This window comes from Pseudomonas sp. S2_C03 (assembly GCF_054668405.1).
In genome coordinates, this window is sequence record NZ_CP162766.1 from 1099594 (window position 1) to 1125494 (window position 25901).

21 protein-coding genes, 4 tRNA genes and 1 pseudogene are annotated in these 25901 nt (G+C 58.8%); 17 read left to right on the forward strand and 9 right to left on the reverse strand.

Annotation, left to right across the window (positions count from 1 at the left end):
• Positions 1-105: 105 nt before the first annotated feature.
• Positions 106-1260: an MFS transporter gene (locus AB4N64_RS04920; protein WP_460122483.1), complete on the forward strand. Its 1155-nt coding sequence runs from the start codon at positions 106-108 to the stop codon at positions 1258-1260.
• Positions 1261-1264: 4 nt separating this feature from the next.
• On the opposite strand, the gene nhaR is transcribed toward AB4N64_RS04920, so the two are convergent.
• On the reverse strand, positions 1265-2164 hold the full coding sequence (gene nhaR / locus AB4N64_RS04925; protein WP_460122485.1) for a transcriptional activator NhaR: 900 nt from the start codon (positions 2162-2164) through the stop codon (positions 1265-1267).
• A 135-nt stretch (positions 2165-2299) separates the two neighbouring features.
• Between nhaR and AB4N64_RS04930 the strand changes: the two genes are divergently transcribed.
• Both AB4N64_RS04930 and AB4N64_RS04935 read left to right on the forward strand, forming a co-directional pair.
• Complete coding sequence (locus AB4N64_RS04930) at positions 2300-2539, forward strand: hypothetical protein (protein WP_460122487.1); 240 nt, start codon at positions 2300-2302, stop codon at positions 2537-2539.
• Positions 2540-2567: 28 nt separating this feature from the next.
• Positions 2568-3317: a TerC family protein gene (locus AB4N64_RS04935; RefSeq protein ID WP_460122489.1), complete on the forward strand. Its 750-nt coding sequence runs from the start codon at positions 2568-2570 to the stop codon at positions 3315-3317.
• Between the two features lie 77 nt (positions 3318-3394).
• Here AB4N64_RS04935 and AB4N64_RS04940 read toward each other — a convergent pair whose 3' ends face one another.
• Positions 3395-3559: a hypothetical protein gene (locus AB4N64_RS04940; protein WP_460122491.1), complete on the reverse strand. Its 165-nt coding sequence runs from the start codon at positions 3557-3559 to the stop codon at positions 3395-3397.
• Positions 3560-3763: 204 nt separating this feature from the next.
• On the opposite strand from AB4N64_RS04940, the gene AB4N64_RS04945 reads away from it, so the two are divergent.
• From AB4N64_RS04945 to AB4N64_RS04955, 3 genes are all read left to right on the forward strand, one after another.
• Positions 3764-4432: a peptidase C39 family protein gene (locus AB4N64_RS04945; protein WP_460126611.1), complete on the forward strand. Its 669-nt coding sequence runs from the start codon at positions 3764-3766 to the stop codon at positions 4430-4432.
• Between the two features lie 95 nt (positions 4433-4527).
• Positions 4528-4734: a DUF6021 family protein gene (locus AB4N64_RS04950; RefSeq protein WP_460122493.1), complete on the forward strand. Its 207-nt coding sequence runs from the start codon at positions 4528-4530 to the stop codon at positions 4732-4734.
• An 18-nt stretch (positions 4735-4752) separates the two neighbouring features.
• Positions 4753-4950, forward strand: coding sequence for a hypothetical protein (locus AB4N64_RS04955; RefSeq protein WP_460122495.1), 198 nt, complete (start codon positions 4753-4755; stop codon positions 4948-4950).
• 50 nt (positions 4951-5000) lie between these two features.
• Here the strand turns inward: AB4N64_RS04955 and pbpG are convergent, their stop codons facing one another.
• Both pbpG and folD read right to left on the reverse strand, forming a co-directional pair.
• Complete coding sequence (gene pbpG / locus AB4N64_RS04960; RefSeq protein WP_460122497.1) at positions 5001-5939, reverse strand: D-alanyl-D-alanine endopeptidase; 939 nt, start codon at positions 5937-5939, stop codon at positions 5001-5003.
• 237 nt (positions 5940-6176) lie between these two features.
• Positions 6177-7031 carry a bifunctional methylenetetrahydrofolate dehydrogenase/methenyltetrahydrofolate cyclohydrolase FolD gene (folD, locus tag AB4N64_RS04965; RefSeq protein WP_460122499.1) on the reverse strand — a complete coding sequence of 285 codons (855 nt, stop codon included), beginning with the start codon at positions 7029-7031 and terminating at the stop codon, positions 6177-6179.
• 275 nt (positions 7032-7306) lie between these two features.
• Here folD and AB4N64_RS04970 point away from each other — a divergent pair.
• From AB4N64_RS04970 to AB4N64_RS05020, 11 genes are all read left to right on the forward strand, one after another.
• Positions 7307-7383: transfer RNA gene (locus AB4N64_RS04970), tRNA-Arg, on the forward strand.
• A 32-nt stretch (positions 7384-7415) separates the two neighbouring features.
• Positions 7416-7491, forward strand: a tRNA-His gene (locus AB4N64_RS04975).
• A 56-nt stretch (positions 7492-7547) separates the two neighbouring features.
• Positions 7548-7632: transfer RNA gene (locus AB4N64_RS04980), tRNA-Leu, on the forward strand.
• 76 nt (positions 7633-7708) lie between these two features.
• Positions 7709-7784 (forward strand) — tRNA-His (locus AB4N64_RS04985).
• A gap of 374 nt (positions 7785-8158) precedes the next feature.
• Complete coding sequence (gene tig / locus AB4N64_RS04990; RefSeq protein ID WP_460122501.1) at positions 8159-9469, forward strand: trigger factor; 1311 nt, start codon at positions 8159-8161, stop codon at positions 9467-9469.
• Positions 9470-9561: 92 nt separating this feature from the next.
• Positions 9562-10197, forward strand: a complete 636-nt coding sequence (clpP, locus tag AB4N64_RS04995) for an ATP-dependent Clp endopeptidase proteolytic subunit ClpP (protein ID WP_460122503.1) — start codon at positions 9562-9564, stop codon at positions 10195-10197.
• Positions 10198-10310: 113 nt separating this feature from the next.
• Positions 10311-11594, forward strand: coding sequence for an ATP-dependent Clp protease ATP-binding subunit ClpX (gene clpX / locus AB4N64_RS05000; RefSeq protein ID WP_460122505.1), 1284 nt, complete (start codon positions 10311-10313; stop codon positions 11592-11594).
• Positions 11595-11755: 161 nt separating this feature from the next.
• A complete protein-coding gene (gene lon, locus AB4N64_RS05005; RefSeq protein ID WP_460122507.1) occupies positions 11756-14152 on the forward strand; it encodes an endopeptidase La in 2397 nt (798 codons plus the stop codon).
• 149 nt (positions 14153-14301) lie between these two features.
• Positions 14302-14574 (forward strand): HU family DNA-binding protein, encoded by a 273-nt coding sequence (locus AB4N64_RS05010; RefSeq protein WP_460122508.1) that lies wholly within the window; start codon positions 14302-14304, stop codon positions 14572-14574.
• 235 nt (positions 14575-14809) lie between these two features.
• Complete coding sequence (locus AB4N64_RS05015) at positions 14810-16681, forward strand: SurA N-terminal domain-containing protein (protein ID WP_460122510.1); 1872 nt, start codon at positions 14810-14812, stop codon at positions 16679-16681.
• 230 nt (positions 16682-16911) lie between these two features.
• The gene (locus AB4N64_RS05020; RefSeq protein WP_460122512.1) at positions 16912-17718 is read left to right on the forward strand and encodes a DUF2242 domain-containing protein; all 807 of its coding nucleotides are present in this window, start codon (positions 16912-16914) and stop codon (positions 17716-17718) included.
• A gap of 120 nt (positions 17719-17838) precedes the next feature.
• Here AB4N64_RS05020 and AB4N64_RS05025 read toward each other — a convergent pair whose 3' ends face one another.
• From AB4N64_RS05025 to AB4N64_RS05045, 5 genes and pseudogenes are all read right to left on the reverse strand, one after another.
• Positions 17839-18477: a DUF2931 family protein gene (locus AB4N64_RS05025; RefSeq protein ID WP_460122514.1), complete on the reverse strand. Its 639-nt coding sequence runs from the start codon at positions 18475-18477 to the stop codon at positions 17839-17841.
• Entirely contained in the window at positions 18474-19562 is a 1089-nt protein-coding gene (locus tag AB4N64_RS05030; protein WP_460126613.1) for a T6SS phospholipase effector Tle1-like catalytic domain-containing protein, read from the reverse strand. Before AB4N64_RS05030 ends, AB4N64_RS05025 begins: the two co-directional genes overlap by 4 nt.
• A gap of 444 nt (positions 19563-20006) precedes the next feature.
• Positions 20007-22463: pseudogene (locus AB4N64_RS05035) on the reverse strand (type VI secretion system Vgr family protein); the annotation flags it as partial.
• 596 nt (positions 22464-23059) lie between these two features.
• The gene (locus AB4N64_RS05040) at positions 23060-24100 is read right to left on the reverse strand and encodes an AraC family transcriptional regulator (protein WP_460122516.1); all 1041 of its coding nucleotides are present in this window, start codon (positions 24098-24100) and stop codon (positions 23060-23062) included.
• Positions 24101-24103: 3 nt separating this feature from the next.
• Positions 24104-25231: a carbon-nitrogen hydrolase family protein gene (locus tag AB4N64_RS05045; protein WP_460122518.1), complete on the reverse strand. Its 1128-nt coding sequence runs from the start codon at positions 25229-25231 to the stop codon at positions 24104-24106.
• Positions 25232-25901 lie beyond the last annotated feature (670 nt).

Below are 25901 nucleotides of genomic sequence, written 5' to 3' on the forward strand. Positions count from 1 at the left end.
CAACCACTTTCGGACACACTCTGTTAACATTGGCCATCCTCATTTTCATCTCTGCCAGTGGGCCTTCGGGCTATCGCTGGTGCTGTCGTTTTTCTGGAGTTCTGCATGCTGTTGCCCATTCTTCTGTTGTCCGCCGCCGGTTTTACGGTGCTGACCACGGAATTTGTCATCGTCGGCCTGTTGCCGGCCATCGCTCGGGACCTTGAGGTCACGATTCCCCAGGCGGGTTTGCTGGTGACGTTGTTCGCCTTCACTGTGGCGGCGTTCGGGCCTTTTCTGACGGCGTACTTCGCCCGCTTCGAGCGGCGCAAGCTGTTCATTTCGGTGCTGATCATGTTCGGCCTGGCCAATACCCTGGCGGCATTCGCGTCGAACATCTGGGTCATGGCGTTCGCGCGGCTGATTCCCGCCCTGGGGCTGCCGGTGTTCTGGGCCCTGGCCAGTGAGACGGCGGTGGACATCGTCGGGCCGGATTACGCTGGGCGCGCCATCGCCAAGATTGGTTTTGGCATCGTCTGCGCAACGGTGTTCGGCATTCCGGTCGGCACGCTGATTTCCGACGCCTTTGGATGGCGCAGTGCTTTCGGCATCCTTGCGGTGATCGCCTTCGCCAAGGCTTTGCTGCTGTTTGTGTACCTGCCCAAAACCAGCCTGCATCAGCATCAGGTGAGTCTGCGTTCGCAGTTCAAGATCTTGCGCAGCCCCTTGATGATGGGCCACGTGCTGCTGTCGATCATCGTGTTCAGTGGCATGTTCACCGCCTACACCTACCTGGCGGACATTCTGGAACGCCTCGCCGGTTTCAACGGCACGGTGGTCGGCTGGTGCCTGATGGGCTTCGGTGCGGTGGGATTGATCGGCAACTCGCTGGGTGGGCGCGCGGTGGATCGTCATCCGTTGATCGCCTCGATGACGTTTTGTGCGTTCATGATCGCCGGCATGGTGACGCTGGTGCCGAACATTCACTCGCCGCTGGGCCTGGCCGCGGCGATGGGCATTTGGGGGGTGACCCAGGCGGCGTTGTTCCTGGTCAGCCATGTGCGCTTGATGAAGGCCGCGCCCGAGGCACCGGCGTTTGCCGCGTCGCTGAACATCGCCGGGGCCAATCTCGGCATTGGGCTGGGGGCGATGATCGGTGGCCGGGTGATCGACAGCGTCGGCCTGCAAGGCCTGGGGTTCGCGGCGGCGGGGCTGATCCTGATGTCGATTCTGCTGGCCATGGCGCTGATGACCTTCAAGCCCCGGCACGTCTGCGCCTGAGGCGTCAGAGCGCAGTAAACAGCTCGCGTCGGGCACCTTCGGTAATTGCAACGATGCCGGGGTGCTTGACCTTGCGTTCCACCGAAATGGCATAGAACGACTCGGTCACCGCGTCAGTCTGGCCCAGCAGCTCCACGCCGTACTGGCGCTTTACTTCATCGGCAATCACGCTCGGGCCGATGAAGATCCCACTCCCCGATTGCCCGAACGCCTGCATCAAGGCGCTGTCATCGAACTCGCCGACAATCCGGGGTTGAATCTGCTGTTCGGCGAACCAGCGCTGCAAACGGCTGCGCACGACGGTTTCCGGGCCCGGAATCAACAGTGGGGCACCGTGCAGGCTACGGGGAAAATCCTGGCCGTATTGCCCCGCCAGTTCTGTCGTGGCGAAAAAACTGATGCCGCATTCACCCAGCTTCTGACTGTAGCCCTTGATATCCAGGTGCGAGGGCATCGGGCTGTCGGAAATCACCAGGTCCAGCCGCTGGATCGCCAGGTCGGCGAGCAAGCGTTCGAGTTTGTCCTCGCGACAGGTGATGCGCAGGGGTTCGTGCAACTCCATGGTTGGGGCGATCAGTCGATACACGATGGATTTGGGCACGACATCGGCCACGCCGACCCGAAACAGGATCTGCTGCTCATTGGGTTGTGCCCGCAGCATCAATTCCAGCTCACCTGCGATCTGAAACATCTGTTCGGCATAGGGCAATGCCTGGCGCCCGGCCTCGGTGAGTTCCAGTTGCCGACCGACCCGGCGAAACAATTCGATGCCGTAGGTCTGTTCGAGCAGTGAAATCTGTCCGCTGATGGTCTGTGGCGTCAGGTTCAGTTGCTCACAGGCACGTACGATGCTGCCGGTCTTGGCCACCACCCAAAAGTAATGCAATTGACGATAGTTGATCATGGCGCCCTACAGTTCGTAAAAATCGAAGTATAGCCGCTAAAAATACGAATTTTACTGAAGTGTTCATCTCCCTAGAATGCCTCGCTATCAGCGGGCCATGATTCGGCCCGTTCTGTTTTATCGAGGAAAAGGATCATGAAGCTTAAAACCACGGCATTGTTAATCGCGTCTTTACTGATACTGGCCGGTTGCGACCAGGCCGAAAAAAGCGCCCAGCAACTGATGGGCAAGGCAGCCGAAAGTGCCAAGCAGGCCATCGACGACACGCACAAAGCAGCCGAGCAGGCGCTCAGCGACGCCACCGGCGGGCTCATCAGCAAGAAAGAGTCATCAGGCGAAGATAAAGAAAAAACCGAATCTTCCCAGGAAATCTAAACCGTCTTAATCGAGTCAGGACTGACCCATGGAATACCTTTTAGAACTTGCTGCAAGCCCCACCGCCTGGGTCGCCCTGGCCACGCTGGTGGTGATGGAGATCGTGCTCGGCATCGACAACCTGATCTTCATCTCGATCCTGACCAATAAACTGCCGGAGCAATATCGCCAGAAAGCGCGGCGCCTGGGTATCGGCATGGCATTGATCATGCGCCTGGCGTTGTTGAGCACCATCGCGTTCATCGTGCAGTTGACGGCGCCTGTCATCGAGATACTTGGCCACGCGTTCTCCTGGAAGGACATGATCCTGATCGCCGGTGGTCTGTTCCTGTTGTGGAAGGCAACCACCGAGATCCACCACAGCATGGACCCGGCGCCAGAGGACCCGAAAAGCGCCACCTCGACCGTCACCCTGGGTTTCGCTGCGGCTATCGGGCAGATCCTGATGCTGGATATGGTGTTCTCCATCGACAGCATCATTACCGCAGTCGGCATGACCGAGCATTTGCCGATCATGATCATTGCGGTCGTGGCTTCGGTACTGGTGATGTTGTTGGCCGCTGACCCGCTGGCCAAGTTCATCAACGACAACCCGACGGTGGTGATGCTGGCGCTGGGCTTCTTGATCATGATCGGCATGACGCTCATTGCCGAAGGCTTTGGCGCCCATGTACCCAAAGGCTACGTCTATGCGGCCATGGCGTTCTCGGCAGCGATCGAGGTGTTGAACATGATGTCCCGGCGGGCCAAGCAGAAGCGCGTCAGCGCCGAGGCTTGAACCACAACGTAAATGAAACGGCCGCCTGCGCTCGAAAGAGCCCAGGCGGCCGTGTTACATCCATCCTTCAATGAGCGTCAGTGTGCAGTGGCGTGGCGTACGGTCGGATCTTTGACCACCCGCGCCGCTGGGGCAGGGTGGTGATGGTGCCGGCGTGCAATGCGCAGGACCCCCCACAGCATGGCGGTGGCAACGGCCAGCCAGCCGGAAATCAACATCACGATGGTCATTGTCAGGCTCATCAGTGCCTCCTCTTCGCCCTGCGGCGGGCATACCCTCTACAATTCACAGTCTAGTCGCTGCCGTGTTTCAAGCTATTGACCAAAGGTCGCCTGTCACCAACCAGTTCGCTCTATCGAGAGTGCCTAACTGCGGGTAAAGGCTATACCGCTGCCGGTGGGCGTCCTATGATCGCCAGTATTAACAGGGACAGGCAGAGAGAGATGATGGTTCGGCTTATTTCGCGGATTCGAGTGGCGGCATTGATTGCAGGGTGTGTGGCGGGGCTTGCCGGGTGCGCCGGCAGCGTGGCGCCTGAGGTGCAGCGTCTGCCGCAACGGGTGGAGCTCAGCGGCACGTTTTACCGAGGTGTGAGTTATCAAAGCGGGCCGCAGGTGCTGGCGAGCCTGTTGTCTCAATTGGGTGTGGTCATCACCCCTGGCCTGCTGGAAAAGCCCTTGCATCTGCCTGGAGCCGAAGCGCAGTTGCAAAAGAACATGCAAAACCTGGCGCGCGAGTACGGCATGGTCGTCTACCCGCTGGACAACAACCTGCCGGCCTTGCTGACTCAGGTCGCTGCCGGGTATCCGGTGATGGTGCGCTTCACCGAAGGCTCGGCGTTCTGGGCCGAGCAGCGTTACGCCATCCTGGCCGGGTACGACCGTCAGAAGCAGACCGTATTGTTGCGAGCCGGGATGGATCGCCGGGAGTTGATGAGTTTCGGTTCGTTCGAATCGGCGTTCACGAGTGCCGGCGGGTGGGCGGTGCTGATCCAGAAGCCGAATCAGATTCCGGCCAACGTTGATCGGCAGCGCTGGTTGAACGCCGCCAATGACCTCGCCCAGGCTGGTCAGGAGCAGGCTGCGGCTCGCGCGAAGAAGGCGCTTGCTCCGTAACACCCTCCGTTCGTCATCTGCGTCGCACGGCACTGTGCGATTGTCCTCAGAGGTGTAAGTGCCTGTATTGTGCGGGCCACACCAAGGAGGCAACCATGGCAGATTCCAAACATCCTTCGGGCCCGCATTCATCCGAGCACTCTTCTGACAAAGAGCTTGGATTCGATCCCGACTCGCCGGACCTCGACGATCCGCAGGTCGATCCTGTCGGTCCTGCCAAGGCGCCACTGGATGTGGATCCGGAAGAGGACAACAAGGCCCCCGCCAAACCGTACGACCCGCTGGCTGACCTGAAACCCTGACGTTCAAGTGAGGTGTGTATGTCGACCGATTCGAGTTTCGATGACAAAAAACAGCCGGACAGTGTTCCCACCACTCCGGAAAAAAACGTTGATCCGGTGTTGGATCCGGACAGTCCGCTGCGCGACCCGCTGGCCCGGCCGGCGGTGGCGCCGAAGGAGCCCAGTGCGGGAGACGGTATCCCGGATGATGATCAGATGCCGTTGCCGAATGATTGAGGGTGGAGCGTGTCACAACCCCCCTGTGGGAGCGGGGGTAGGGGTTCAGCTTATTTGGACGCCTCAGCCACGCCACCCTGACGCTGTTTCAGGTTCTTCTCTGACTTGTACTGCAAGGCCACCGAAGGCACATCGGCGCTCTTGCCGGTCTCGACCCAGTTGCGAATGCGGCTTGCATCCGCAAAGTGGGTGTACTTGCCAAAGGCGTCCAGAATCACCAGCGCCACCGGACGATTACCCATGCGTGTCACCAGCACCAGACAGTGGCCGGCTTCGTTGGTGAAGCCCGTCTTGGTCAGGGAAATGTCCCAGTTCGGCTTGCCCACCAGGTGGTCGGTGTTACGAAAGCCCAAGCTGTAATTGGGCTTGCGGAACGACACGGTTTTTTCCTTGGTGGTGCTCAGTTCCGTGAGGATCGGGTATTTGTGCGCCGCGACCAGCAGTTTGCTCAGGTCCCTTGCCGTGGAGACGTTACGCGGCGACAGGCCAGTCGGTTCGACATAGTGCGTGCTGGTCATGCCCAATGCCTTTGCCTTGGCGTTCATTGCGGCGATGAAGGCGGCGTAACCGCCCGGATAGTGGTGCGCGAGGCTGGCGGCTGCGCGGTTTTCGGAGGACATCAAGGCGATCAGCAGCATTTCCCGACGGGGCATTTCGCTCTTGAGCTTGACCCGTGAAAACACACCTTTCATTTCCGGCGTGTCGCTGATATCGATGGAAATGTACTCATCCATGTTCTGGCGGGCTTCGACGACGACCAGCGCTGTCATCAATTTACTGACCGAGGCAATCGGAACCACGACGTCTGGGTTGCTGGCGTAAATGACTTTGTTGGTCTGCAGATCCATCAGCAAGGCGCTGCCGGAAGCGATTTTCAGTTGTTTGGTGTCGCGCGGAGCTGCGATTTCCGCAGCATCGACCAATGGCGTGAGGAACGTCCCTGTAGTAAATGCGAAAAACAGACTCAGGATGGAAAGACGGATTTTCACGCTGGCAGACTCATAAGATGTGGATTAGCCGTTTTGTAACGGGCTGTTTCTTAAAACCGAGGCATTTTAGGAGTATGGCTGAAGAACTGTCGATGGTTGTTCGATTGACAGGTGAAACTCCTTGAAAAGCCTCACAAAACAGCAGGTTTCCGGCGAATGGTCATGTCGTTCCTGCAAATAAAAAGAACCCCGCCATGGGCGGGGTTCCTTTACGCGTCGGTGCAGGCATGGCAACACTCAGCCGTGCAGGGTTTCCGCGGCGTACAGGGTGTTTTCCAGCAGGCAGGCACGTGTCATGGGGCCTACGCCACCCGGCACGGGCGTGATCCAGCCGGCGCGGGGCAGGGCGGTTTCATAGACAACATCGCCGACCAGCTTGCCGTCGTCCTGGCGGTTGATCCCGACGTCGATCACGATCGCGCCTTCCTTGACCCACTCACCCTTGACCAGGCCCGGCTTGCCGGCAGCCACCACCACCAGGTCGGCCCGGCCGACATGGCCGGCCAAATCCTTGGTGAAGCGGTGGGTAACGGTCACGGTACAGCCGGCGAGCAGCAGTTCCATGGCCATTGGGCGGCCGACGATGTTCGACGCGCCGACGACGACCGCATCCATTCCGTAGAGGTCCGCGCCGGTGCTTTCCAGCAGCGCCATGATCCCTTTCGGTGTGCAGGGGCGCAGCAATGGAATTCGCTGGGCCAGGCGACCGACGTTGTAAGGGTGGAAGCCGTCGACGTCCTTGTCCGGGCGGATACGCTCCAGCAGTTTGGAGGCGTCCAGGTGTTCAGGCAGCGGCAACTGCAGCAGGACGCCGTCGATTGCCGGGTCTTCGTTGAGGCGATCGATCAGATCGGTCAGCGCTTGCTGAGTGGTTTGCGCAGGCAGGTCGTAGGCTTGGGAGATGAAGCCGACCTCTTCACAGTCTTTACGCTTGTGCGAGACATAAACCTGAGAGGCTGGATCGCTGCCGACCAGGATCACCGCGAGGCCAGGAGTGCGCAGGCCTTGCTGGCGGCGCTCGCTGACGCGTTGGGCGATCTGCTGGCGCAGGCTGGCGGCGATCGATTTGCCGTCGATTAGTTGTGCAGTCATTGCGCGTGATTAACCATCGAGAGGGGGAAAAAAGAGAATGCATTCTCGCATGTCATGCGGTGAGGGCAAAGGCGCTTGGTCTGCAAATTCCCCTAAGCCCTTTAATTAAATGAATTTTTTATAAAAAGGATTTGACGACCTTGGGGGCGCTCTATACTATTCGTCGCACTTGTCGGGCACAGCCTAGCACTGGTTAAGAAGGTCGAGCGAAATTACGGTTTTGCGAGACTGAAAAGCACTTAGTTTGTAGTCCTCCAAGAGTACAGATTAATAAGGCGCCCGTAGCTCAGCTGGATAGAGCATCCGCCTTCTAAGCGGATGGTCGCAGGTTCGAGTCCTGCCGGGTGCGCCATTAGGCAGCATTGGCACAAGTAGCGCGATATGGTGGGCGTAGCTCAGTTGGTAGAGCACGGGATTGTGACTCCCGTTGTCGTGGGTTCGATCCCCATCGTCCACCCCATATTTCGAAAGGCGCCAGATTAACAGTCTGGCGCCTTTGCTTTAACAGCTTCATCCGCGGATGTGGTGGAATTGGTAGACACACTGGATTTAGGTTCCAGCGCCGCGAGGCGTAAGAGTTCGAGTCTCTTCATCCGCACCAAACAAGCTTCATTCCGGTCGCAGGCCGGGCTGGAGTCAAGCAAAGAGGCCGTTTGGTTTTTTTGCGCTGCAATATGGTGGGCGTAGCTCAGTTGGTAGAGCACGGGATTGTGACTCCCGTTGTCGTGGGTTCGATCCCCATCGTCCACCCCATATTTCGAGAGGCGCCAGATTTAACAGTCTGGCGCCTTTTTTAGTTTTGGCGGTCTGAAAAGCGCAGGGCGTTTCGTCGTATAAATGTTACCCGATGATGCCGCACTGCTCGCCGCTGCTGTTTGCGCAGCGGCCGCCGGGGTGTGGGGTCGCGAGCTCTTCTATATATAGAAGGGTTGATGCAGAGCCCTGGCGTGATCGACTGTATTGGCTGTCGGAGCGGGGCGCATGGGTGCCTTCGCTCCTCAAAAATGCCTGCCGTTTTTTTACCCCTTTTCAGTAGGGTGACTTCTTGAGTTTGACCCTCTAGAATGCATGCCCTTGATTCTTGGGTCGGTAACGGCCGGCTAACGTCTGTGCAACGAGGAATATCCATGCAAGTTTCTGTTGAAAATACTTCTGCTCTTGAGCGCCGCATGAGCATCACCGTGCCGGCTGAGCGCATCGAGACTCAGGTCAACAAGCGTCTGCAGCAGACTGCCCAAAAGGCCAAGATTGCCGGCTTCCGTCCAGGCAAAGTGCCAATGAGCGAAATCAAGCGCCGTTTCGGTGCTGATGCGCGTCAGGAAGCTGTGGGTGACGTGATCCAGGCTTCCTTCTACGAAGCCGTGGTTGAGCAGAAGCTGAACCCGGCGGGTTCGCCGTCGATCGAGCCAAAATCCCTGGAAGCAGGCAAGGACCTGGAATACGTTGCCGTATTCGAAGTGTTCCCTGAGTTTACCGTTGCCGGTTTCGAAGGTATCGCCGTCGAGCGCCTGAGCGCTGACGTGGCTGACGCCGACCTGGACAAGATGCTGGACGTGCTGCGCAAGCAGAACACCCGTTTCGAAGTGGCCGATCGCGCCGCCCAGAACGATGACCAGCTCAACATCGATTTCGTTGGCAAGGTCGACGGTGAAGTGTTCGCTGGCGGTTCCGCCAAGGGTACTCAGCTGGTGCTGGGTTCCGGCCGCATGATCCCGGGTTTCGAAGACGGTCTGGTTGGCGCTAAAGCCGGCGAAGAGCGCGTCCTGAACCTGACCTTCCCTGAGGACTACCAGAACCTCGACCTGGCCGGCAAGACTGCCGAGTTCACCGTTACCGTGAACACCGTTTCCGCGCCAACCCTGCCAGAGCTGAACGAAGAGTTCTTCGCTCAATTCGGCATCAAGGAAACGGGTCTGGAAGGCTTCCGCGCCGAAGTTCGCAAGAACATGGAGCGTGAACTGCGTCAGGCCATCAAGTCGAAGGTCAAGAACCAGGTCATGGATGGTCTGCTGGCCACCAACCCGATCGAAGTGCCAAAGGCCCTGCTGTCCAACGAAGTTGACCGTCTGCGCGTGCAGGCCGTCCAGCAGTTCGGCGGCAACATCAAGCCTGACCAACTGCCGGCCGAGCTGTTCGAAGAGCAAGCCAAGCGTCGCGTTGTCCTGGGTCTGATCGTGGCCGAAGTGGTCAAGCAGTACGAGCTCAAGCCTGACGAAGCACGCGTTCGCGACATGATCCAGGAAATGGCTTCGGCCTATCAGGAGCCTGAGCAAGTGGTGTCCTGGTACTACAAGAACGACCAGCAACTGAACGAAGTCCGTTCTGTTGTGCTGGAAGAGCAAGTTGTGGATACTGTTCTGCAGAAAGCTAGCGTGACCGATAAATCGGTCTCTTACGAAGAAGCAGTCAAGCCGGTAGAAGCTCCACAAGCCGACTGATTGTTCCTGCGTTAAGACGTACACCATAAGCCAGCATTCGTGCTGGCTTATGCGTTTTCAAGACATAACTATTTTGGGAGTGACTGCAGAGCATGTTCCGTAATTCTTATATTCAGCAGAACTCTGATGTCCAGGCCGCAGGCGGCCTGGTCCCGATGGTTGTCGAGCAATCTGCTCGTGGCGAGCGCGCCTATGATATTTATTCGCGTCTTCTCAAGGAGCGCGTGATCTTTCTGGTAGGTCCTGTAGAGGACTACATGGCCAACCTGATCTGTGCGCAATTGCTGTTCCTTGAAGCGGAAAACCCGGACAAGGACATCCATCTGTATATCAACTCGCCGGGCGGTTCGGTGACAGCGGGCATGTCGATCTACGACACCATGCAATTCATCAAACCCAACGTCTCCACCACCTGCATCGGCCAGGCGTGCAGCATGGGCGCATTCCTGCTGACCGCAGGTGCTCCAGGCAAGCGTTACTGCCTGCCGAACTCGCGCGTGATGATTCACCAGCCACTGGGCGGTTTCCAGGGTCAGGCCTCGGACATCGAGATCCATGCCAAGGAAATCCTGTTCATTCGCGAGCGTTTGAACAAGCTGATGGCTCAGCACAGCGGGCGTACCCTCGAAGAAATCGAGCGCGACACCAACCGCGACAACTTCATGAGTGCAGAAGCAGCGCGTGAATACGGTCTGATCGATGAAGTGATCACCCAACGCCCAGCGTAAAATAAGCGGCACAAAACAGGGCGTGGTCGGCGTGTTCGATCATCGGCGGGCTTGAAAAAGCCCGCAATAGCCTTCATCTTGTGTTGCAAGCCTATCGGATTTGGATCGAACGAATGACTGACACCCGCAACGGCGAGGACAACGGCAAGCTGCTCTATTGCTCCTTCTGTGGCAAAAGCCAGCATGAAGTACGCAAGTTGATTGCCGGCCCCTCGGTCTTTATCTGCGACGAGTGCGTCGACCTGTGCAATGACATCATCCGTGAGGAGGTGCAGGAAGCACAGGCCGAAAGCAGCGCGCATAAATTGCCTTCGCCTAAAGAAATCAGCGGCATTCTTGATCAATATGTCATTGGTCAGGAACGCGCGAAGAAGATTCTGGCCGTAGCGGTATACAACCACTACAAGCGCCTCAATCAGCGTGACAAAAAGAATGACGACGTCGAACTCGGCAAGAGCAACATCTTGCTGATCGGCCCGACAGGCTCGGGTAAAACCCTGCTTGCCGAAACACTGGCCCGCTTGCTGAACGTTCCGTTCACCATCGCCGATGCAACCACCCTCACCGAGGCGGGTTACGTGGGTGAGGATGTCGAGAACATCATTCAGAAGCTGCTGCAGAAGTGCGACTACGACGTGGAAAAGGCCCAGATGGGCATTGTCTACATCGACGAGATCGACAAGATCTCGCGCAAGTCCGACAACCCGTCGATCACCCGGGACGTTTCCGGTGAAGGCGTACAGCAGGCCCTGCTCAAGTTGATCGAAGGTACGGTCGCTTCCGTTCCGCCCCAGGGTGGTCGCAAGCATCCGCAGCAGGAATTCCTTCAGGTCGACACCCGTAACATCCTGTTCATCTGCGGTGGTGCATTCTCGGGCCTCGAGAAAGTCATCCAAAACCGTTCCACCAAAGGTGGCATTGGCTTTAACGCAGAAGTTCGCAGCAAGGAAGAAGGCAAGAAGGTGGGCGAAGCCCTGCGTGAAGTCGAGCCTGACGATCTGGTCAAGTTCGGTCTGATCCCGGAATTCGTTGGTCGTCTGCCGGTTCTCGCCACGCTGGACGAGCTTGACGAGGCTGCATTGATGCAGATCCTCACCGAGCCGAAAAACGCTCTGACCAAGCAGTACGCCAAGCTGTTCGAGATGGAAGGCGTGGACCTGGAATTCCGGGCCGACGCACTGAAATCGGTTGCCAAGCGCGCCCTGGAACGCAAGACCGGTGCCCGTGGCCTGCGATCGATTCTTGAAGGTGTATTGCTCGACACCATGTATGAAATCCCCTCGCAGTCCGAGGTGAGTAAAGTGGTGATCGATGAAAGCGTCATAGAAGGCAAGTCCAAGCCACTGTATATCTACGAAAACAGTGAGCCGACTGCCAAGGCCGCGCCAGACGCTTAAGCGTCTCGCAGCTGGAACAGGGAAGGGGCCTTCGGGCCCCTTTGCTTTTTCCGCGTTTTAACCATCTCTTTGCGCTTGTTTTTTTTGCAGGCAGCCCCCATCTTGGTTTCAAGCTCAATTCCATCTGTTTACGGCCTTGTGGCCGCCGTCGAGGCGAAATCATGAAGACGACCATCGAATTGCCTCTCTTGCCATTGCGTGATGTCGTGGTTTATCCGCACATGGTTATCCCGCTGTTCGTGGGGCGCGAGAAGTCAATTGAAGCCCTTGAAGCGGCGATGACGGGTGACAAGCAGATCCTTCTGCTGGCCCAGAGAAACCCTGCTGACGACGATCCGGGTGAAGATGCACTTTATCGCGTAGGTACCATTGCCACCGTCCTGCAACTGCTGAAGCTGCCAGATGGCACCGTCAAGGTTCTGGTTGAGGGTGAGCAGCGTGGCACCGTGGAGCGCTTCAGCGAAGTTGACGGCCACTGCCGCGCCGAAGTCTCGTTGATCGAAGAAGTCGACGCACCTGAGCGTGAGTCGGAAGTGTTCGTGCGCAGCTTGCTGTCTCAATTCGAGCAGTATGTGCAGTTGGGCAAGAAAGTCCCGGCTGAAGTCCTGTCGTCGCTCAACAGCATCGATGAGCCCGGTCGCCTGGTCGACACCATGGCCGCCCACATGGCCCTGAAGATCGAGCAGAAGCAGGAAATCCTCGAGATCATCGATTTGTCGGCGCGGGTCGAGCACGTCCTGGCGCTGCTGGATGCCGAGATCGACCTGCTGCAAGTCGAAAAACGCATTCGTGGTCGCGTCAAGAAACAAATGGAGCGCAGCCAGCGCGAGTACTACCTGAATGAGCAGATGAAGGCCATTCAGAAAGAGCTGGGCGACAGTGACGAAGGTCACAATGAAATCGAAGACCTGAAAAAGCGCATCGATGCGGCTGGCCTGCCCAAAGACGCGCTGGCCAAGGCCCAGGGTGAGCTGAACAAGCTCAAGCAGATGTCCCCGATGTCCGCAGAAGCCACCGTGGTGCGTTCGTACATCGACTGGCTGGTGCAGGTGCCGTGGAAGGCCCAGAGCAAGGTGCGCCTTGACCTGGCGCGTGCAGAGGACATCCTCGACGCCGATCACTACGGCCTGGAAGAGGTCAAGGAACGCATCCTTGAATACCTCGCCGTGCAGAAACGCGTGAAGAAGATTCGTGGTCCGGTGTTGTGCCTGGTCGGTCCTCCTGGGGTGGGTAAAACGTCCCTGGCCGAGTCGATTGCACACGCTACCAACCGCAAGTTTGTGCGCATGGCCTTGGGTGGTGTGCGTGATGAGGCTGAAATCCGTGGTCATCGCCGCACGTACATCGGTTCGATGCCAGGAAGATTGATTCAAAAGATGACAAAAGTGGGTGTGCGCAACCCGCTGTTTCTGCTCGATGAAATCGACAAAATGGGCAGCGACATGCGCGGCGATCCGGCGTCGGCGTTGCTGGAAGTGCTCGACCCCGAGCAGAACCACAACTTCAACGATCACTATCTGGAAGTCGACTACGACCTGTCGGATGTGATGTTCCTGTGCACCTCCAACTCCATGAACATTCCACCGGCGCTGCTCGACCGGATGGAAGTCATTCGTCTGCCGGGCTACACCGAAGACGAGAAAATCAACATTGCCGTCAAATACCTTTCGCCCAAGCAGATCGCGGCTAACGGCCTGAAAAAAGGCGAGCTGGAATTCGAGGAAGAGGCGATCCGTGACATCATTCGCTACTACACCCGCGAAGCCGGTGTACGTGGACTGGAGCGCCAGATTGCCAAGGTCTGCCGCAAGGCGGTCAAAGAGCATGCACTGGAAAAACGCTTCTCGGTGAAGGTGGCCGCGTCGATGCTCGAAGACTTCCTGGGCGTGCGCAAATTCCGCTATGGCCTGGCTGAATCCCAGGACCAGATCGGTCAGGTGACCGGGCTGGCATGGACCCAGGTGGGCGGCGAATTGCTGACCATCGAGGCCGCCGTCGTTCCAGGCAAAGGCCAACTGATCAAGACTGGTTCGTTGGGTGACGTGATGGTCGAATCGATCACCGCAGCCCAGACCGTTGTCCGCAGCCGTGCGAAGAGCCTGGGGATCCCCCTGGACTTCCACGAGAAGCGCGACACGCATATCCACATGCCGGAAGGGGCAACCCCGAAGGACGGCCCAAGCGCCGGTGTGGGCATGTGCACGGCCCTTGTCTCGGCGTTGACCGGCATTCCGGTGCGCGCAGATGTCGCAATGACCGGCGAAATTACTTTGCGGGGTCAGGTATTGGCGATTGGCGGTCTGAAAGAAAAGCTGCTTGCGGCTCACCGTGGTGGTATCAAGACCGTGATCATTCCTGAAGAGAATGTGCGTGATCTCAAGGAAATTCCGGACAATATCAAGCAGGATCTGCAGATTAAACCGGTTAAATGGATTGACGAGGTCCTGCAAATTGCGCTGCAATACGCGCCGGAGCCCTTGCCCGATGTAGCTCCGGAGATAGTCGCGAAGGACGAAAAACGCGAGTCTGACTCTAAGGAAAGAATTAGCACGCATTAATACGCATTTGCCTGGGGGGCTTGTTGACAGCTTTTTAGAGCCCTTGTTATAAAGCGGCTCTTATAGTGTCTGTAGGCCATTCAGCACTCGTTTTTGCTTTCACCAAAAAACTTAGAATCATACTCAAATAGATATAAGGGGACTTTAGAGTGAACAAGTCGGAACTGATTGATGCTATCGCTGCATCCGCTGATATCCCGAAAGCTGCTGCTGGCCGTGCGCTGGACGCTGTAATCGAATCCGTCACTGGCGCTCTCAAGGCTGGCGACTCCGTTGTTCTGGTTGGCTTCGGTACTTTCTCCGTGACTGATCGTCCAGCTCGCGTGGGTCGTAACCCACAGACCGGCAAGCAACTGCAAATCGCAGCCGCTAAAAAGCCAGGTTTCAAAGCCGGTAAAGCGCTGAAAGAAGCTGTCAACTAAGTTTGATTCAGGTTTTTACCTGTCCGGGTCGGGGTCATGCCTGATCTGGTAGCGGGGCGGTAGGCCAACCGGCAAATTGCCGGTCCGAGACACCAAGGGTCGCAAATTCGAATTCTTGGTCCGCTCCGCCAGTTACGAGAAGGCGCATCCTCGGATGCGCCTTTCTTCTATCCGGATTCTACCCACACTCCACGGTTGCCTAAATTTTTGAAGTTCAACCGTTTCTGGGGGACGCATGCTGCAAAATATCAGGGACAATTCACAAGGCTGGATTGCCAAGACCATTATCGGGGTCATCGTTGTACTGATGGCCCTGACCGGTTTCGACGCGATTTTTCAGGCTACGACGCACAAGAATGATGCGGCCAAGGTCAACGGCGACGAAATCAGCCAGAACGAGCTGAGCCAGGCGGTCGATATGCAACGCCGTCAGCTCATGCAACAGCTGGGCAAGGATTTCGATGCGTCCTTGCTCGACGAAAAAATGCTGCGCGAATCGGCCCTCAAAGGCCTGATCGATCGCAAGTTGCTGCTGCAAGGCGCAGAAAAATCCAAGTTCGCTTTCTCCGAAGGCGCGTTGGACCAAGTGATTCTGCAGACGCCTGAATTCCAGGTGGACGGCAAGTTCAGTCCTGAGCGTTTCGACCAGGTCATCCGTCAACTCGGCTACAGCCGCATGCAATTCCGCCAGATGCTGGCCCAGGAAATGCTGATCGGCCAGCTGCGTGCCGGCCTGGCAGGCAGCGGTTTCGTTACCGACGCCCAGGTGTTGGCTTTCGCCCGCCTGGAAAAGCAGACCCGCGACTTCGCTTCCCTGGACGTCAAGGCTGCTCCGGCTGCCGTGAAGCTGACCGATGATGAGGTCAAGGCTTACTACGACGAGCACGCCAAGGAATTCATGACCCCGGATCAGGTGGTCATCGATTACATCGAATTGAAGAAGTCGTCCTTCTTCGATCAGGTCGCCGTCAAAGACGAAGACCTGCAAGCGGCGTATCAGAAAGAAATTGCCAACCTGTCCGAGCAACGTCGGGCTGCGCACATTCTGATCGAAGTGAACGACAAAATGACCGAGGCGCAAGCCAAGGCCAAGATCGAAGACATCCAGGCACGCCTGGCCAAAGGCGAGAAGTTCGAAGCCCTGGCCAAGGAATTTTCCCAGGACCCAGGCTCGGCCAACAACGGCGGCGACCTCGGCTTTGCCGGCCCGGGCGTTTACGATCCAGCGTTCGAAACCGCGCTGTATGCGCTGGCCAAGGACCAGGTGTCCGCGCCGGTGCGCACCGACTTCGGTTTTCACCTGATCAAGCTGCTGGGTGTCGAAGCACCGGAAGTACCGACCTTCGCCAGCCTGAAAGACAAGCTGACCCGTGAGCTGAAAACCCAACAGGTCGAACAGCGTTTCGTCGAGGCGACCAAGCAGCTGGAAGATTCGTCGTTCGAGTCCTCAGACCTCGCCCAGCCGGCGCAGGACCTGAAACTGACCGTACACACCTCCAAGCCATTTGGCCGGGAAGGGGGCGAAGGTATTGCCGCCAACCGTGCCGTGTTGACGGCTGCTTTCAGTCCTGAAGTGCTGGATGAGGGTGCCAACAGCACCGCCATCGAACTCGATCCGGAAACCGTGATCGTGTTGCGCGCCAAGGAACACCTGAAACCGTCGCAATTGCCTCTGGAAAGCGTGTCTGCTGCGATCCGCAGCCAGTTGACCAAAGAGCACGCCAGCGCTGCCGCCAAGACCAAGGCTGAAAAGCTGATCGCCGATCTGCGCGACGGCAAGGCGCCACTGGACAAGGCTATCGACGGCCAGAGCTGGAAAGTGACGGCCGCAGCCACTCGGGCTCAGGAAGGGGTTGACCCGACGGTGTTGCAAGCGTTGTTCCGCATGCCGAAACCGGCCAGCAAGGACAAGCCGACGTTCACCAGCGTGACCCTGGCGGATGGCAGCCTGGTGATCGTGCGTCTGAACGGTGTCAATGAAGCCGCCGCGCCTAGCGAGGAAGAAAAGACGCAATACCGTCGCTTCCTTGCTTCGCGCATCGGTCAGCAGGACTTCGCGGCGTATCGCAAGCAACTGGAAGCCGAAGCGGACATCCAGCGCTACTGACGCCTGGTTGAGTTTCGCGCGGTATGAAAACCCCGACCGAAAGGTCGGGGTTTTTTATGGGCGCTCGAAAATTCACTGATGCTGTCCGTCACCTGAAATATTCGTCGAACGACTTTTTCCGGTAAATCGCAGTCAGTACACTTGTAAATGTTTCAAGACACTAATCGATGCCACGCTAAGCAACGTTATGTTGCACAATACGCGCCGAACCGTTTTCATCAGGATGCTCAATGTTTAAATCATCTCCCGCACGGGTTGTCGGGCTGGCGTTGGTGCTGGCCGCCGCAGCCGGTTGCTCGTCGAAGAAAGCCGCGATCTATGAGCATGAGAACTTTGACGACTCCGGAACCTTTTCGCGCAATTACCCGGTGACCGACAAACAAAGCTGTGAAGCCGCCCGTCGTGCGTTGCTCAGCCAGGGTTACATCATCACCAGCAGCGATCCAAAACTGATTTCCGGTCACAAGAGCTTCCAGCAGACCGGCGAGACGCACATGGAGATCAGCTTCAGTGTGGTTTGCGCCGATGACGGCAGCGAAGGGCATCATGCGACCGTGTTCGCCAACGCGCTTCAGGACAGTTATGCGCTGAAGAAGAGCAGCAACTCCGCCAGTGTCGGCGTGGGCGTGCTGGGCTCCGTATCGATGCCGATTGGCTCCTCGGATGACTCCATGGTCAAGGTGGCCAGTGAGACGGTCTCATCGGCCAAGTTCTACGAACGTTTCTTTGCCCTGGTCGAGCTGTTCCTGCCGCCGGAAGCGAAGAAAGCGGCGCACATCGAAGAGAAACCAAAAACCGACCTGGGCGTGCCTGAGGCCCCGGTGACGCCAGCCGCGCCGGCAACGCCGCAACCTGCGCCTGCTGCCGAGCCGACCCCCACCCCCGAGCCTGCCGCCTCGCAACCGGTGGCTGCGCCGCCTGAGCCTGCCCCTGTGGCTCCGACGCCAAGTGCCGAACCGGCACCGCAGACCGAGACCATCACGCCACCGCCAGCCTCGGACCTGCCACCGCCGAGCGAGCCGATTCCGGCGCTGTAAGTCACCTGCGTTCCGGGGACCGCTGCCAGCCCTGCGCCCCCGGATGCCTCTGGTCTTGATGCGCGTCATGACCGCGCGCGCAACGGGATCAACGACAACTCGCTAAGCACCGATCACTCGTTACCAACTCCCATAAGGAATCCCGTGTTTTTCGACGTAAGCTTTGTTTTCGGGTTCGATGGTGACGTACTGACCTTCGCTACCACCTCGGTAAGGTCCCAGCGGCTCGATCTCGGCCTGAAAGCGACCGACTTCCCTAAAATCCAGGCAAGGCCCACCGAACCAGACCTTGACGATGCCGCCGGGGGCCATGCCGAGGGTGATGGTGTCGCGATAATCATGCTTCCATTTTCTTGAGCCTTGGCAAAATACCCGCTCCGGTCGGACCATCTCATCGCGCACCCTCTGCGGGATCTTGATGCCGATCTTGTAGGTCTGCGGTTCCACCAGTGATTGCCAGCGCAGGAAAAGCTCCACTGGCAAGTCGACATTGTTCATTGGCATACCCCCACCTCCACCCTTGTGCCAGCCTTCTGGCTGGCGGGTGTAGCTGGCCACGCCACCAGTCACGCGGTAGAACGCCAGCCGGCGCTGATCGAGTACATCCACGCCTTCGACCCACACTTCCATAAAACGTGGAGCAGCCAAAGCGACGTACCAACTGTCGTAAGGCAACTGGGGGCGAGGGGGCACTTTTGGCCCACTGGCACATGCACTCAAACTGACCAACAGTCCCATGAGCAAGACGAGACGCATCATTGTGGATACCCCTTCTGCGGCAGGTTGGGGTAAACGTTGCGCTGCCCGTTTTCTGTCGGTTTGCTTACGAGAAAAGGTCCACTGGGCACCCAATGCGCAGACTGGTGGATGTAGCGACGACGCAGCAAACTTTCCTGGTCGCGATGAAGGCTGACCTCAAGTTCACCCAGCACCTGATCCAGAATGCGCTCGGCGATCGGCTTCAACTCTTCAGGTAGTTTCAGGTCCGTTCGACCCTCTACGGTTTTGAACGGAACCCCATACCGCACCGCCAACTCACGCATCACCCGCAATGGAATCAACGAAAGCTCACCACGCACCGGCCGGTCCAGTTCGATGATCAGGAAATAGTCTTCGTTTTGCGGTTCCTGTGGCCCCCGAGGTGCCTGGGCGATCGGCCAGGCCTTGATGTTGAGTTGGCCGTCAACCGCGACACCGGTGCCCTCCAACTGAACCTTCTTGAAGCGCGCTTCTGCCCACGCAAGCTGTGCGTCCACTGGGCGATTGGCCGGTACGGTGAAACGCCGTGGTTTGGTCAGCCACACCCGCTCGCGAGCCTTGGGCAAGTAGCCGCCGCCAATGTCCGAGTGCACCCCGGGCAGAATGATTTGCTGGTGATCTTCCAGCACGCTGTTCAGCGCAAAGTTTTGGCGGCGCTCGTCCCGCGCCTGTAGCTGAATAACCTTGCGCGCACAGTTGGGCGGCAGGTACAGGTTCACACCGGGGTTGTTGTCGTTGTGCACACCCAAGTCACCATCGAGAAGCTCGGGGAGGTCGAAGATGGCGGCGACAGTGTCGAATAGGCCGATGAAGTTGATGCAGACATCCATGCCCGGATCGAAACTCTTCAACAAGCCGAAGTGACCTGGCTTTAGCAATTCCTTGAATACCCCAAACCCAGGCTTGAGCAGCTCGTTGGCGCAATGTCGAGCAGCGGCTGCGCCGCGGCTGAAGCCCAAGATGTCGAACTCGACACGTCGAATGCATGTCTCGGGATTAGCTTTGTGAAGGCGCTCCAACTGCCTTTCAATGAGAGTCGGCGCCTGCATGACCCGCGCCACTACCCCGGTCTCCCCAAGCCCCATGCCTTGCCCAATGTAGACCGAATCAGCTTTTTCACTGGTGGTGCCGATCCCATCCAAATAGACCTTCACATAACCAATCTCACTTCCCTCTAGCAAGGCATCACTGGCATGGTCCGGATACAAACCATGCAGATGCGCCACATTACTCGGCGCATTCCCATAACTGTTATCCGGGGCACTGCCAAACGCTTCACCGTCAAAATCGCCAAATCCGCTTTCAATGCACTGCTTGAGGATGCTCTCGATCTCCCGCTGGCTATGCCCGACATTCTCAAGACGGCAATCTGCGGTATGCGCTGAGTTACCCAGGTTATTCCCGGTCCCATCAAAGAACAGCCCGATCCGCAGCGTGATCCCCTCCTGCTCTTCCTCTTCTTCCTCTTCCTCCAGGTCATAACTCAACGACAGCGCTTGCGGCGTCTGTGTGTAGACGCGCTCGGTAAACCCCTGACTGTCGGTGGTGCCTTTCCAGGTCTGGCCGGAGGCGGCGGTGATCTTGTACCGCGTGTTAGCCCAGGGCTGGTCATCGGCGGTGAATATCCGGAACTGCTCGTCGAACTCCAGCGGCGGGTCGATCTTTGCCGGCAACCAGGATTGGCGCATCGGCTGGGTGGCCTTGGTTTGGGTGTATCCGTAATAGGCCGACTTGACCTTGTAGTCCCCCGCGGTGCCGGACTCGATCCCACACTTTTCCAGGGTCAGGTAACTGCCACCGGCATTCAGGATGATTTTCTTTTTGGCCGTAATGCGCACTTCATCTTCGGTACTGGTGATGTCCAAACCATGCCGGGCCAGCACTTGCAACTTGTCGTTCTGCGCCTGGATGCTCACCGCGCCCTGATTGGCGATCAGCTTGATACCCAGCTTGCGCACGAACAGACTCAAGCCCTGGCCCACGCCGATGAACAGGCGCTTGACCACGCTGATGTCCGCTTCGCCGCCGGCGTTGAACATCAGGTTGTCCTGCGCGGCCAGTTGCAGGTGCTGGCCGCTGGTGAGGGCGATACCTTGTGGGGCGCTGAGCAGCAGCACCGAGGATTTCAGTTGTTCCAGGTCCTGGCGCAGCAGGTGCAATTGCGCCGCCACATCCGCCGGTTCGGCGTGGGCGGCCTGGGCGTCGGTGGAGAGCTTTTGCAGTTGTTTACCGGCCTGTTGCAGACGGTTGACGGCAGCGCTCATGTCGAGGACCGGGCCTTGGGCTTTGCTCTGCGCATCCGCACTGATGAACACCCCCTTACCCGCCCGCACACTGCCCCAATCATCGGTCCTCAGCTCAAACCCTTCCCCGCGCTTTTTCTGCTGCGCATCCACCAGATGCCCCAGATTCAACTGGCTCTTGCCGCCATACTCGGTGCTCAGCTTGACGTGCTCCTGGCCTCGGCTGTCGTCCATGCGCAGCTTGTTGTTGGCCGGGGTGCGCAGCACGTTGCGCTTGTAGTTGCGGGCGTTGAGGGTGACGTGGTCGGGGTGTTCGCTGTCGTGCAGGGCGTGGGCGATGTAGGGGCGGTCGGGGTCGCCCTGTTCGAAGGCGATGGCCACTTCGGTGCCGCAGATCAGCGGCAGGTGCAGGCCGTGGGTGTCGCCGGCGTAGGGCCGGGCCAGGCGAAGCCAGGCGCTTTCGCGGCCGAGTGGCCAGGTGTCGCGGTCGAACAGGAAGTTGACCTTGTAGCGGCCTTCCTTGTCGATTTCGGCGTAGCGGTCGTGGGCCAGGCCGCTGGTGACGCGGGCGGGCACGGTGCCGGCGATCTGCGGTTTGGGCAACAACGGCGGGCGGAAACACAGCTCTTCGCTGTAGGGCATGGCCTGGAACTGGCAGATGAACGCGCCATCGCGGCTGGCGCGGATGCTGACGGCGATGACCGCGCAGCTCGGGTTGAAGGCTAGTGGGGCGCCGTCGCTGATGGCCAGCACCTGGCCTGGCGCCAGGGTCGGGCTGTTGCTGGTGCCACTCAGGTGCGTCTGGTCGTTGAGGTATCGCTCGTGGCGCAGGCGGGCGAAGAAGTAGCCGCTTTCACCGAGCTGTTTTTCGTGGCGCTCGTAAGGATCGCCCAGCGCCCGATAGGGTTCGGCGTAGTGGTAGGCCTCGCCGTAAGTGCCCGGCGCGCCACGGGTATGATCGACCTCGGCATCGAGCCGGGCCTTGGCGTCGCGGTGCTGATAGGTGCGCACGTTGACGTGTTGTTCCACCACCCGGTGGCGGTTTTGCAGGGCCCACACGCCGACCTCGTCGCTGCCCAACCCCGCTGGCGGGCGGTGCGGCAACTGCACGTCGAACTGGTAACCGCACTGGTTATCGCAGAACTCCACCACATCGAAGCGCAGACGCTCGTTGCTGACAAAGCGGTACCAGATGCCGACCTCCGCCAGCAGGCGGTTGATGAATGCCAGGTCGCTCTCGCCGTATTGCATGACCTGCTCGCGCCGGGGGTATTCGCGTTTGAGGCGAAACAAGAACTCATGGCCACGCATGTCGTGTCGGCTGCGCAGGATGCTCTCGACGATTTCCGGCACCGACTTATGTTGGTAGATGCGGTATTGCCGGCCGAGGCCGAGCAGTTGCAGGCGCGGTTGCAGGGTGATTTCGTAGCGCGCTTCGTCCTTGGAGGCGGACAGGCGCTGGAAACCGGTGATCACTCCTTGCAGGGTGCGCAGCGGTTCGATGGTCAGCGTTTCCCAGGGCATCACCGCGATCGGTATGGAATGCAGGCTGAAGCCGGCGTCCTGGCCGAGCAGTTGCTGGGCGGCCAGGTCCTGCTCGGTGCTGGTGAATTCGATGTGGTAGCAAAAGGGTTGGCTGAGGCGCTCTTCGCCGTGGAAGGCCAGCACGTCGAGGGAGGGCTCGAGGTTGCGCACCCAGAGTTTGTGGCGGCTGTGGTCGAAGAAAATCGGCAGTGAACTCATGGTCAAGCCTCCCTGGCCTGGATGGACTGGCGGGGAGGTTTTTATCCACCCGCGTTGGGTGCGGGTCAGTGTTCTAGAAGCTGAAAATTGTGGAAATAGGACGGTTCTGATAGGCGCGTAGGATGCGTCCAAATGTTATGGCGCGGGATCTGTAGGATGTTTCCAAGCTGCTGTGAGTCCCGGAAAACAAGCTTTTTGTAGGCGCAGCCGGTCGATGCTCGAATGCTTGCGATGGACGCTCAGACCCCGCGGGGTGTCAGTTGCCCAACGTCATCGTTGACGACCATCGTCGGAACGCCGCCCGGAGCAAGCTCGCTCCTACAGGGGGGCGTGCGTCACGAAGCAAAAAATCCCGTGATAAATTCCTGACCCGCTGCTACGTTTTATTCAGTAGCGATGAGCTGTCGTGGGTGCGTCATTTTTCTTTCACGTTGGCACTTTAGGCTCAAGTGGCAGGTCAGTTATCCAGACCACTTAAGAAGAGGAAGCACCATGGACGAATATCAGGAAGAGTTGCTCGAGTTCCAGGCCTTTGAACTCGACCCCGTTGAGCCTGCGGAAGACGCTACCGAGCTGTAAGCCTGAGGCTCGCAGATTCAAACTGTCCCTCTGCGGCTGCGGCGAAATTCGCCGGGTGTCTGACCGCTCCAGCGTTTGAATGCGCGTTGAAAGGCCTCGGCTGAGGCAAAGCCCAGCAGGTAGGCAATTTCACCGAACGCCAGTTCGGTATCGCGTATGTAAGTCATGGCCAGGTCGCGACGGGTGTCGTTGAGGATTGCGCGAAATTGCGTACCTTCCTCGGCCAAGCGGCGGCGCAAGGTCCAGGTCGGCAGTTTCAGGCGTGCCGCCACTTCTTCGAGGTCGGGTTCCCGACCACCATTGAGCAACGGCCCCAGCAACGCAATGATGCGTTCACGCAGGCTGCGGGTGCGTGTCAGTTGCTCCAGTTCCCGTTCACACAGTTGCAGCAGGTGCCGCCACGTGCTCGGGCAATGCACCGGGTTGCGCAGGGCGAGGCTGGCCAGGCTCAGGCGAAGCTGGTTGTGCTCGGCTGCGAACTGAATCGGGCAGTCGCCCATTTCCCCATAGGCTTCACGATAGGCCGGTGCCTCGAACTCGATGTCGATGCGCTCGGCACGCAGTGAGGTTGCGCTGACGCTGGACAATTGCTGCAGCCAGCCAGCGATGATCGAATCCACCACGAAGCGGTTGTAGGCGTTGTACGGGCTGATGGAGTAAAACCGCAGCCAGGCGCCCTGGGCGTCTTCATGAAAGCTCGACTGGCCACGATAGTTGGAGCCGTACAGGGCTTCGAAGCGCGTCAGGCAGCGCGCTGCTTCCCGCACTGTCGGCGCCTGCGCGGCGGTGACCCCGGCCAGGCCGACCTGGTTCAGGCGGCTGAGCTGGCCCATGCGCAAACCCAGCGCGGGGTTGTCTGTCAGTTGAATCGCGCTGTGTCCCAGGCGCATATAGCGTGGGATCGACAAGCGACCGCAGGCCTCACCAAGTCGGGCCGAGTCGAGGCCGTATTGTTCGAGCAAGGGCTGCGGGTCAATGCCATGGCTGCGTACCGCATCGGCCAGGCTGTGAACAAAGCCCACCGACAGATCGCCCAGGCGCATCGGCGAGGGTTTCATCGGTTACAACCACAGGTTCAGCAAGCGGGCGCCACGCACCGGATCGCTGGCGAAATGCTGCCCGTCACGGGTGAGGAAACTTTGTCCGGCGCTGCCCTGATCCCAGAACTGGCCACGCAGGAAAACGCTGATGCCGGCGATGGCTTGGCTGGCGGGTGGTTGCGCTGTCAGCGTCAGGCGTTGCCAGGCTTGGCCTTCACTGATTTCACCGACCTTGAGGCTGACGACCGTGGGCGTCTGTCCCTTGTAGCCTTGCCAAGGCTGGTCCCACGTATTGCGACCGTTGACGAATGCCGGGACGGCCACCAGTTGCGCGCCCTGATCGTCGAGCAGGCGATAGTTGTCCGGATACCAGCTATCACGGCCGATCAGCACGCCGAGGCGTCCGGCCGGGGTGTCGACGACGGTGAGCGACTCACCGACGTTGGCCTGTAACACATCCTGCCGGTTGAAGACCGGATGCATCTGGCGCTGCGGCTGGCCAATCGGCAGGCCGTCGCGACCGAACACGACGCTGCTGTTGTACAGCGCACCGTGGCCGACCTTCAGGATGCCGTCGATGACGCTCGGTTCGGGCAGCACGATGGAGCCGGCGACCAGCGTCACCCGAAACTCTTTCGCCAGGCCACCGAACAGCGTCTGGTAGTCCCTGGCCATCTCTTTGGCTTTCATGCGCAGGTGCGCATCGTCCAGGCGATTGTCGCCGGTGGCGCTTATCAGGGCGCGCAGGAAGTGCACGGGGTTGCTTACCGCCAGCCAGTTCATGGCTTCCCTGATGGTATTGGCTTGGTACAGCTCGTCCTTTTCACCGCTGATCATCAGCCAGGTGCCGATGTGCTCGGGCAGTACGACGATGGTCTTTTCGTTGACCAGGCCCTGGTTCTGGGCATTTTGAAGATAGGCGGCCAGCTTGCGGCGCAGGCGGTCGGGGCTTTGATAGTCGGTGGGGAACAGCTCGGGCTGGATGCCCAACAGGTTGCCGCGATCGGCTGGCGTGCCCTGGTCGACGGCGAGGTTGATCCGCAGGTCCGACAGGTAATGCCCCGCCGGTCGATCGGCGGCCCACATGGCGTAGGTGGTCAGGGCGGCGATCAACGCCATGGAGAAGGTCAGGTACAGAAGTTTGCGCATGGAAAAACAGTCGACAGCCTTGTGCAGGTTTGGGGTCTGGAACCCGTGTGAGTTCGAGGCTACGGCAAAACAACGGGCAGGGGGAAATGAAGGCGGTGTTTTTTTGGTTTTTTTGTTGTCTTTCTGTAGGAGCGAGCTTGCTCGCGATGGCGGCCTTACGGCGTACATATCCATTCCTGCGGTAACGGCCGCCTATGGTTTCGCCCTTACGGCGACTCACTTTTTTTACAAGCGCCAAAAAAAAGTAAGCAAAAAAACGCTGGCCCCAGCGTACGGCCTCTCGCTGAGGCTCGTGGTTCCTTCGCTCCGGCATCCCTCCGGGGACATCGCCTCCGGTTTGCTTCGCTGCACCTCCTCTCGATGTGTGCGGCTTCGCCGCACGGCGCTACGCGCCCACTCCCCGGATGAATGCCTCCACTCAGCCTGCCGAAGGGGCGGGTGGATCAAAAGCCTGCGAGGCGAGCTAACGCTCGACCTCGTGGTTTGGTTTGGTTTGGTTTGGCTGGCGCTGTCCCTGTAGGAGCGAGCATGTCGAGGCGTCGAACCGTCGCGATGGACGTCAACGATAACGCTGGCAGCCTGACACCCCGCGGTGTTCCGACCACCATCGCGAGCAAGCTCGCTCCTACAGGGGGCGGTTCTGTCAGAACGTTCCGAATTTGCCTTGTCT

What these genes read in the sequence shown, in the direction of transcription:
- AB4N64_RS04935 (WP_460122489.1), top strand. Translation starts at nt 2,568, where the DNA reads ATGGAATACCTTTTAGAACTTGCTGCAAGCCCCACCGCCTGGGTCGCC.
- AB4N64_RS04920 (WP_460122483.1), top strand. Translation starts at nt 106, where the DNA reads ATGCTGTTGCCCATTCTTCTGTTGTCCGCCGCCGGTTTTACGGTGCTG.
- AB4N64_RS04950 (WP_460122493.1), top strand. Translation starts at nt 4,528, where the DNA reads ATGGCAGATTCCAAACATCCTTCGGGCCCGCATTCATCCGAGCACTCT.
- AB4N64_RS04940 (WP_460122491.1), bottom strand. Translation starts at nt 3,559, where the DNA reads ATGAGCCTGACAATGACCATCGTGATGTTGATTTCCGGCTGGCTGGCC.
- AB4N64_RS04930 (WP_460122487.1), top strand. Translation starts at nt 2,300, where the DNA reads ATGAAGCTTAAAACCACGGCATTGTTAATCGCGTCTTTACTGATACTG.
- AB4N64_RS04945 (WP_460126611.1), top strand. Translation starts at nt 3,764, where the DNA reads ATGGTTCGGCTTATTTCGCGGATTCGAGTGGCGGCATTGATTGCAGGG.
- nhaR (WP_460122485.1), bottom strand. Translation starts at nt 2,164, where the DNA reads ATGATCAACTATCGTCAATTGCATTACTTTTGGGTGGTGGCCAAGACC.
- AB4N64_RS05015 (WP_460122510.1), top strand. Translation starts at nt 14,810, where the DNA reads ATGCTGCAAAATATCAGGGACAATTCACAAGGCTGGATTGCCAAGACC.
- lon (WP_460122507.1), top strand. Translation starts at nt 11,756, where the DNA reads ATGAAGACGACCATCGAATTGCCTCTCTTGCCATTGCGTGATGTCGTG.
- tig (WP_460122501.1), top strand. Translation starts at nt 8,159, where the DNA reads ATGCAAGTTTCTGTTGAAAATACTTCTGCTCTTGAGCGCCGCATGAGC.
- AB4N64_RS05020 (WP_460122512.1), top strand. Translation starts at nt 16,912, where the DNA reads ATGTTTAAATCATCTCCCGCACGGGTTGTCGGGCTGGCGTTGGTGCTG.
- clpP (WP_460122503.1), top strand. Translation starts at nt 9,562, where the DNA reads ATGTTCCGTAATTCTTATATTCAGCAGAACTCTGATGTCCAGGCCGCA.
- AB4N64_RS04955 (WP_460122495.1), top strand. Translation starts at nt 4,753, where the DNA reads ATGTCGACCGATTCGAGTTTCGATGACAAAAAACAGCCGGACAGTGTT.
- folD (WP_460122499.1), bottom strand. Translation starts at nt 7,031, where the DNA reads ATGACTGCACAACTAATCGACGGCAAATCGATCGCCGCCAGCCTGCGC.
- AB4N64_RS05025 (WP_460122514.1), bottom strand. Translation starts at nt 18,477, where the DNA reads ATGATGCGTCTCGTCTTGCTCATGGGACTGTTGGTCAGTTTGAGTGCA.
- AB4N64_RS05030 (WP_460126613.1), bottom strand. Translation starts at nt 19,562, where the DNA reads ATGGGGCTTGGGGAGACCGGGGTAGTGGCGCGGGTCATGCAGGCGCCG.
- clpX (WP_460122505.1), top strand. Translation starts at nt 10,311, where the DNA reads ATGACTGACACCCGCAACGGCGAGGACAACGGCAAGCTGCTCTATTGC.
- AB4N64_RS05040 (WP_460122516.1), bottom strand. Translation starts at nt 24,100, where the DNA reads ATGAAACCCTCGCCGATGCGCCTGGGCGATCTGTCGGTGGGCTTTGTT.
- AB4N64_RS05045 (WP_460122518.1), bottom strand. Translation starts at nt 25,231, where the DNA reads ATGCGCAAACTTCTGTACCTGACCTTCTCCATGGCGTTGATCGCCGCC.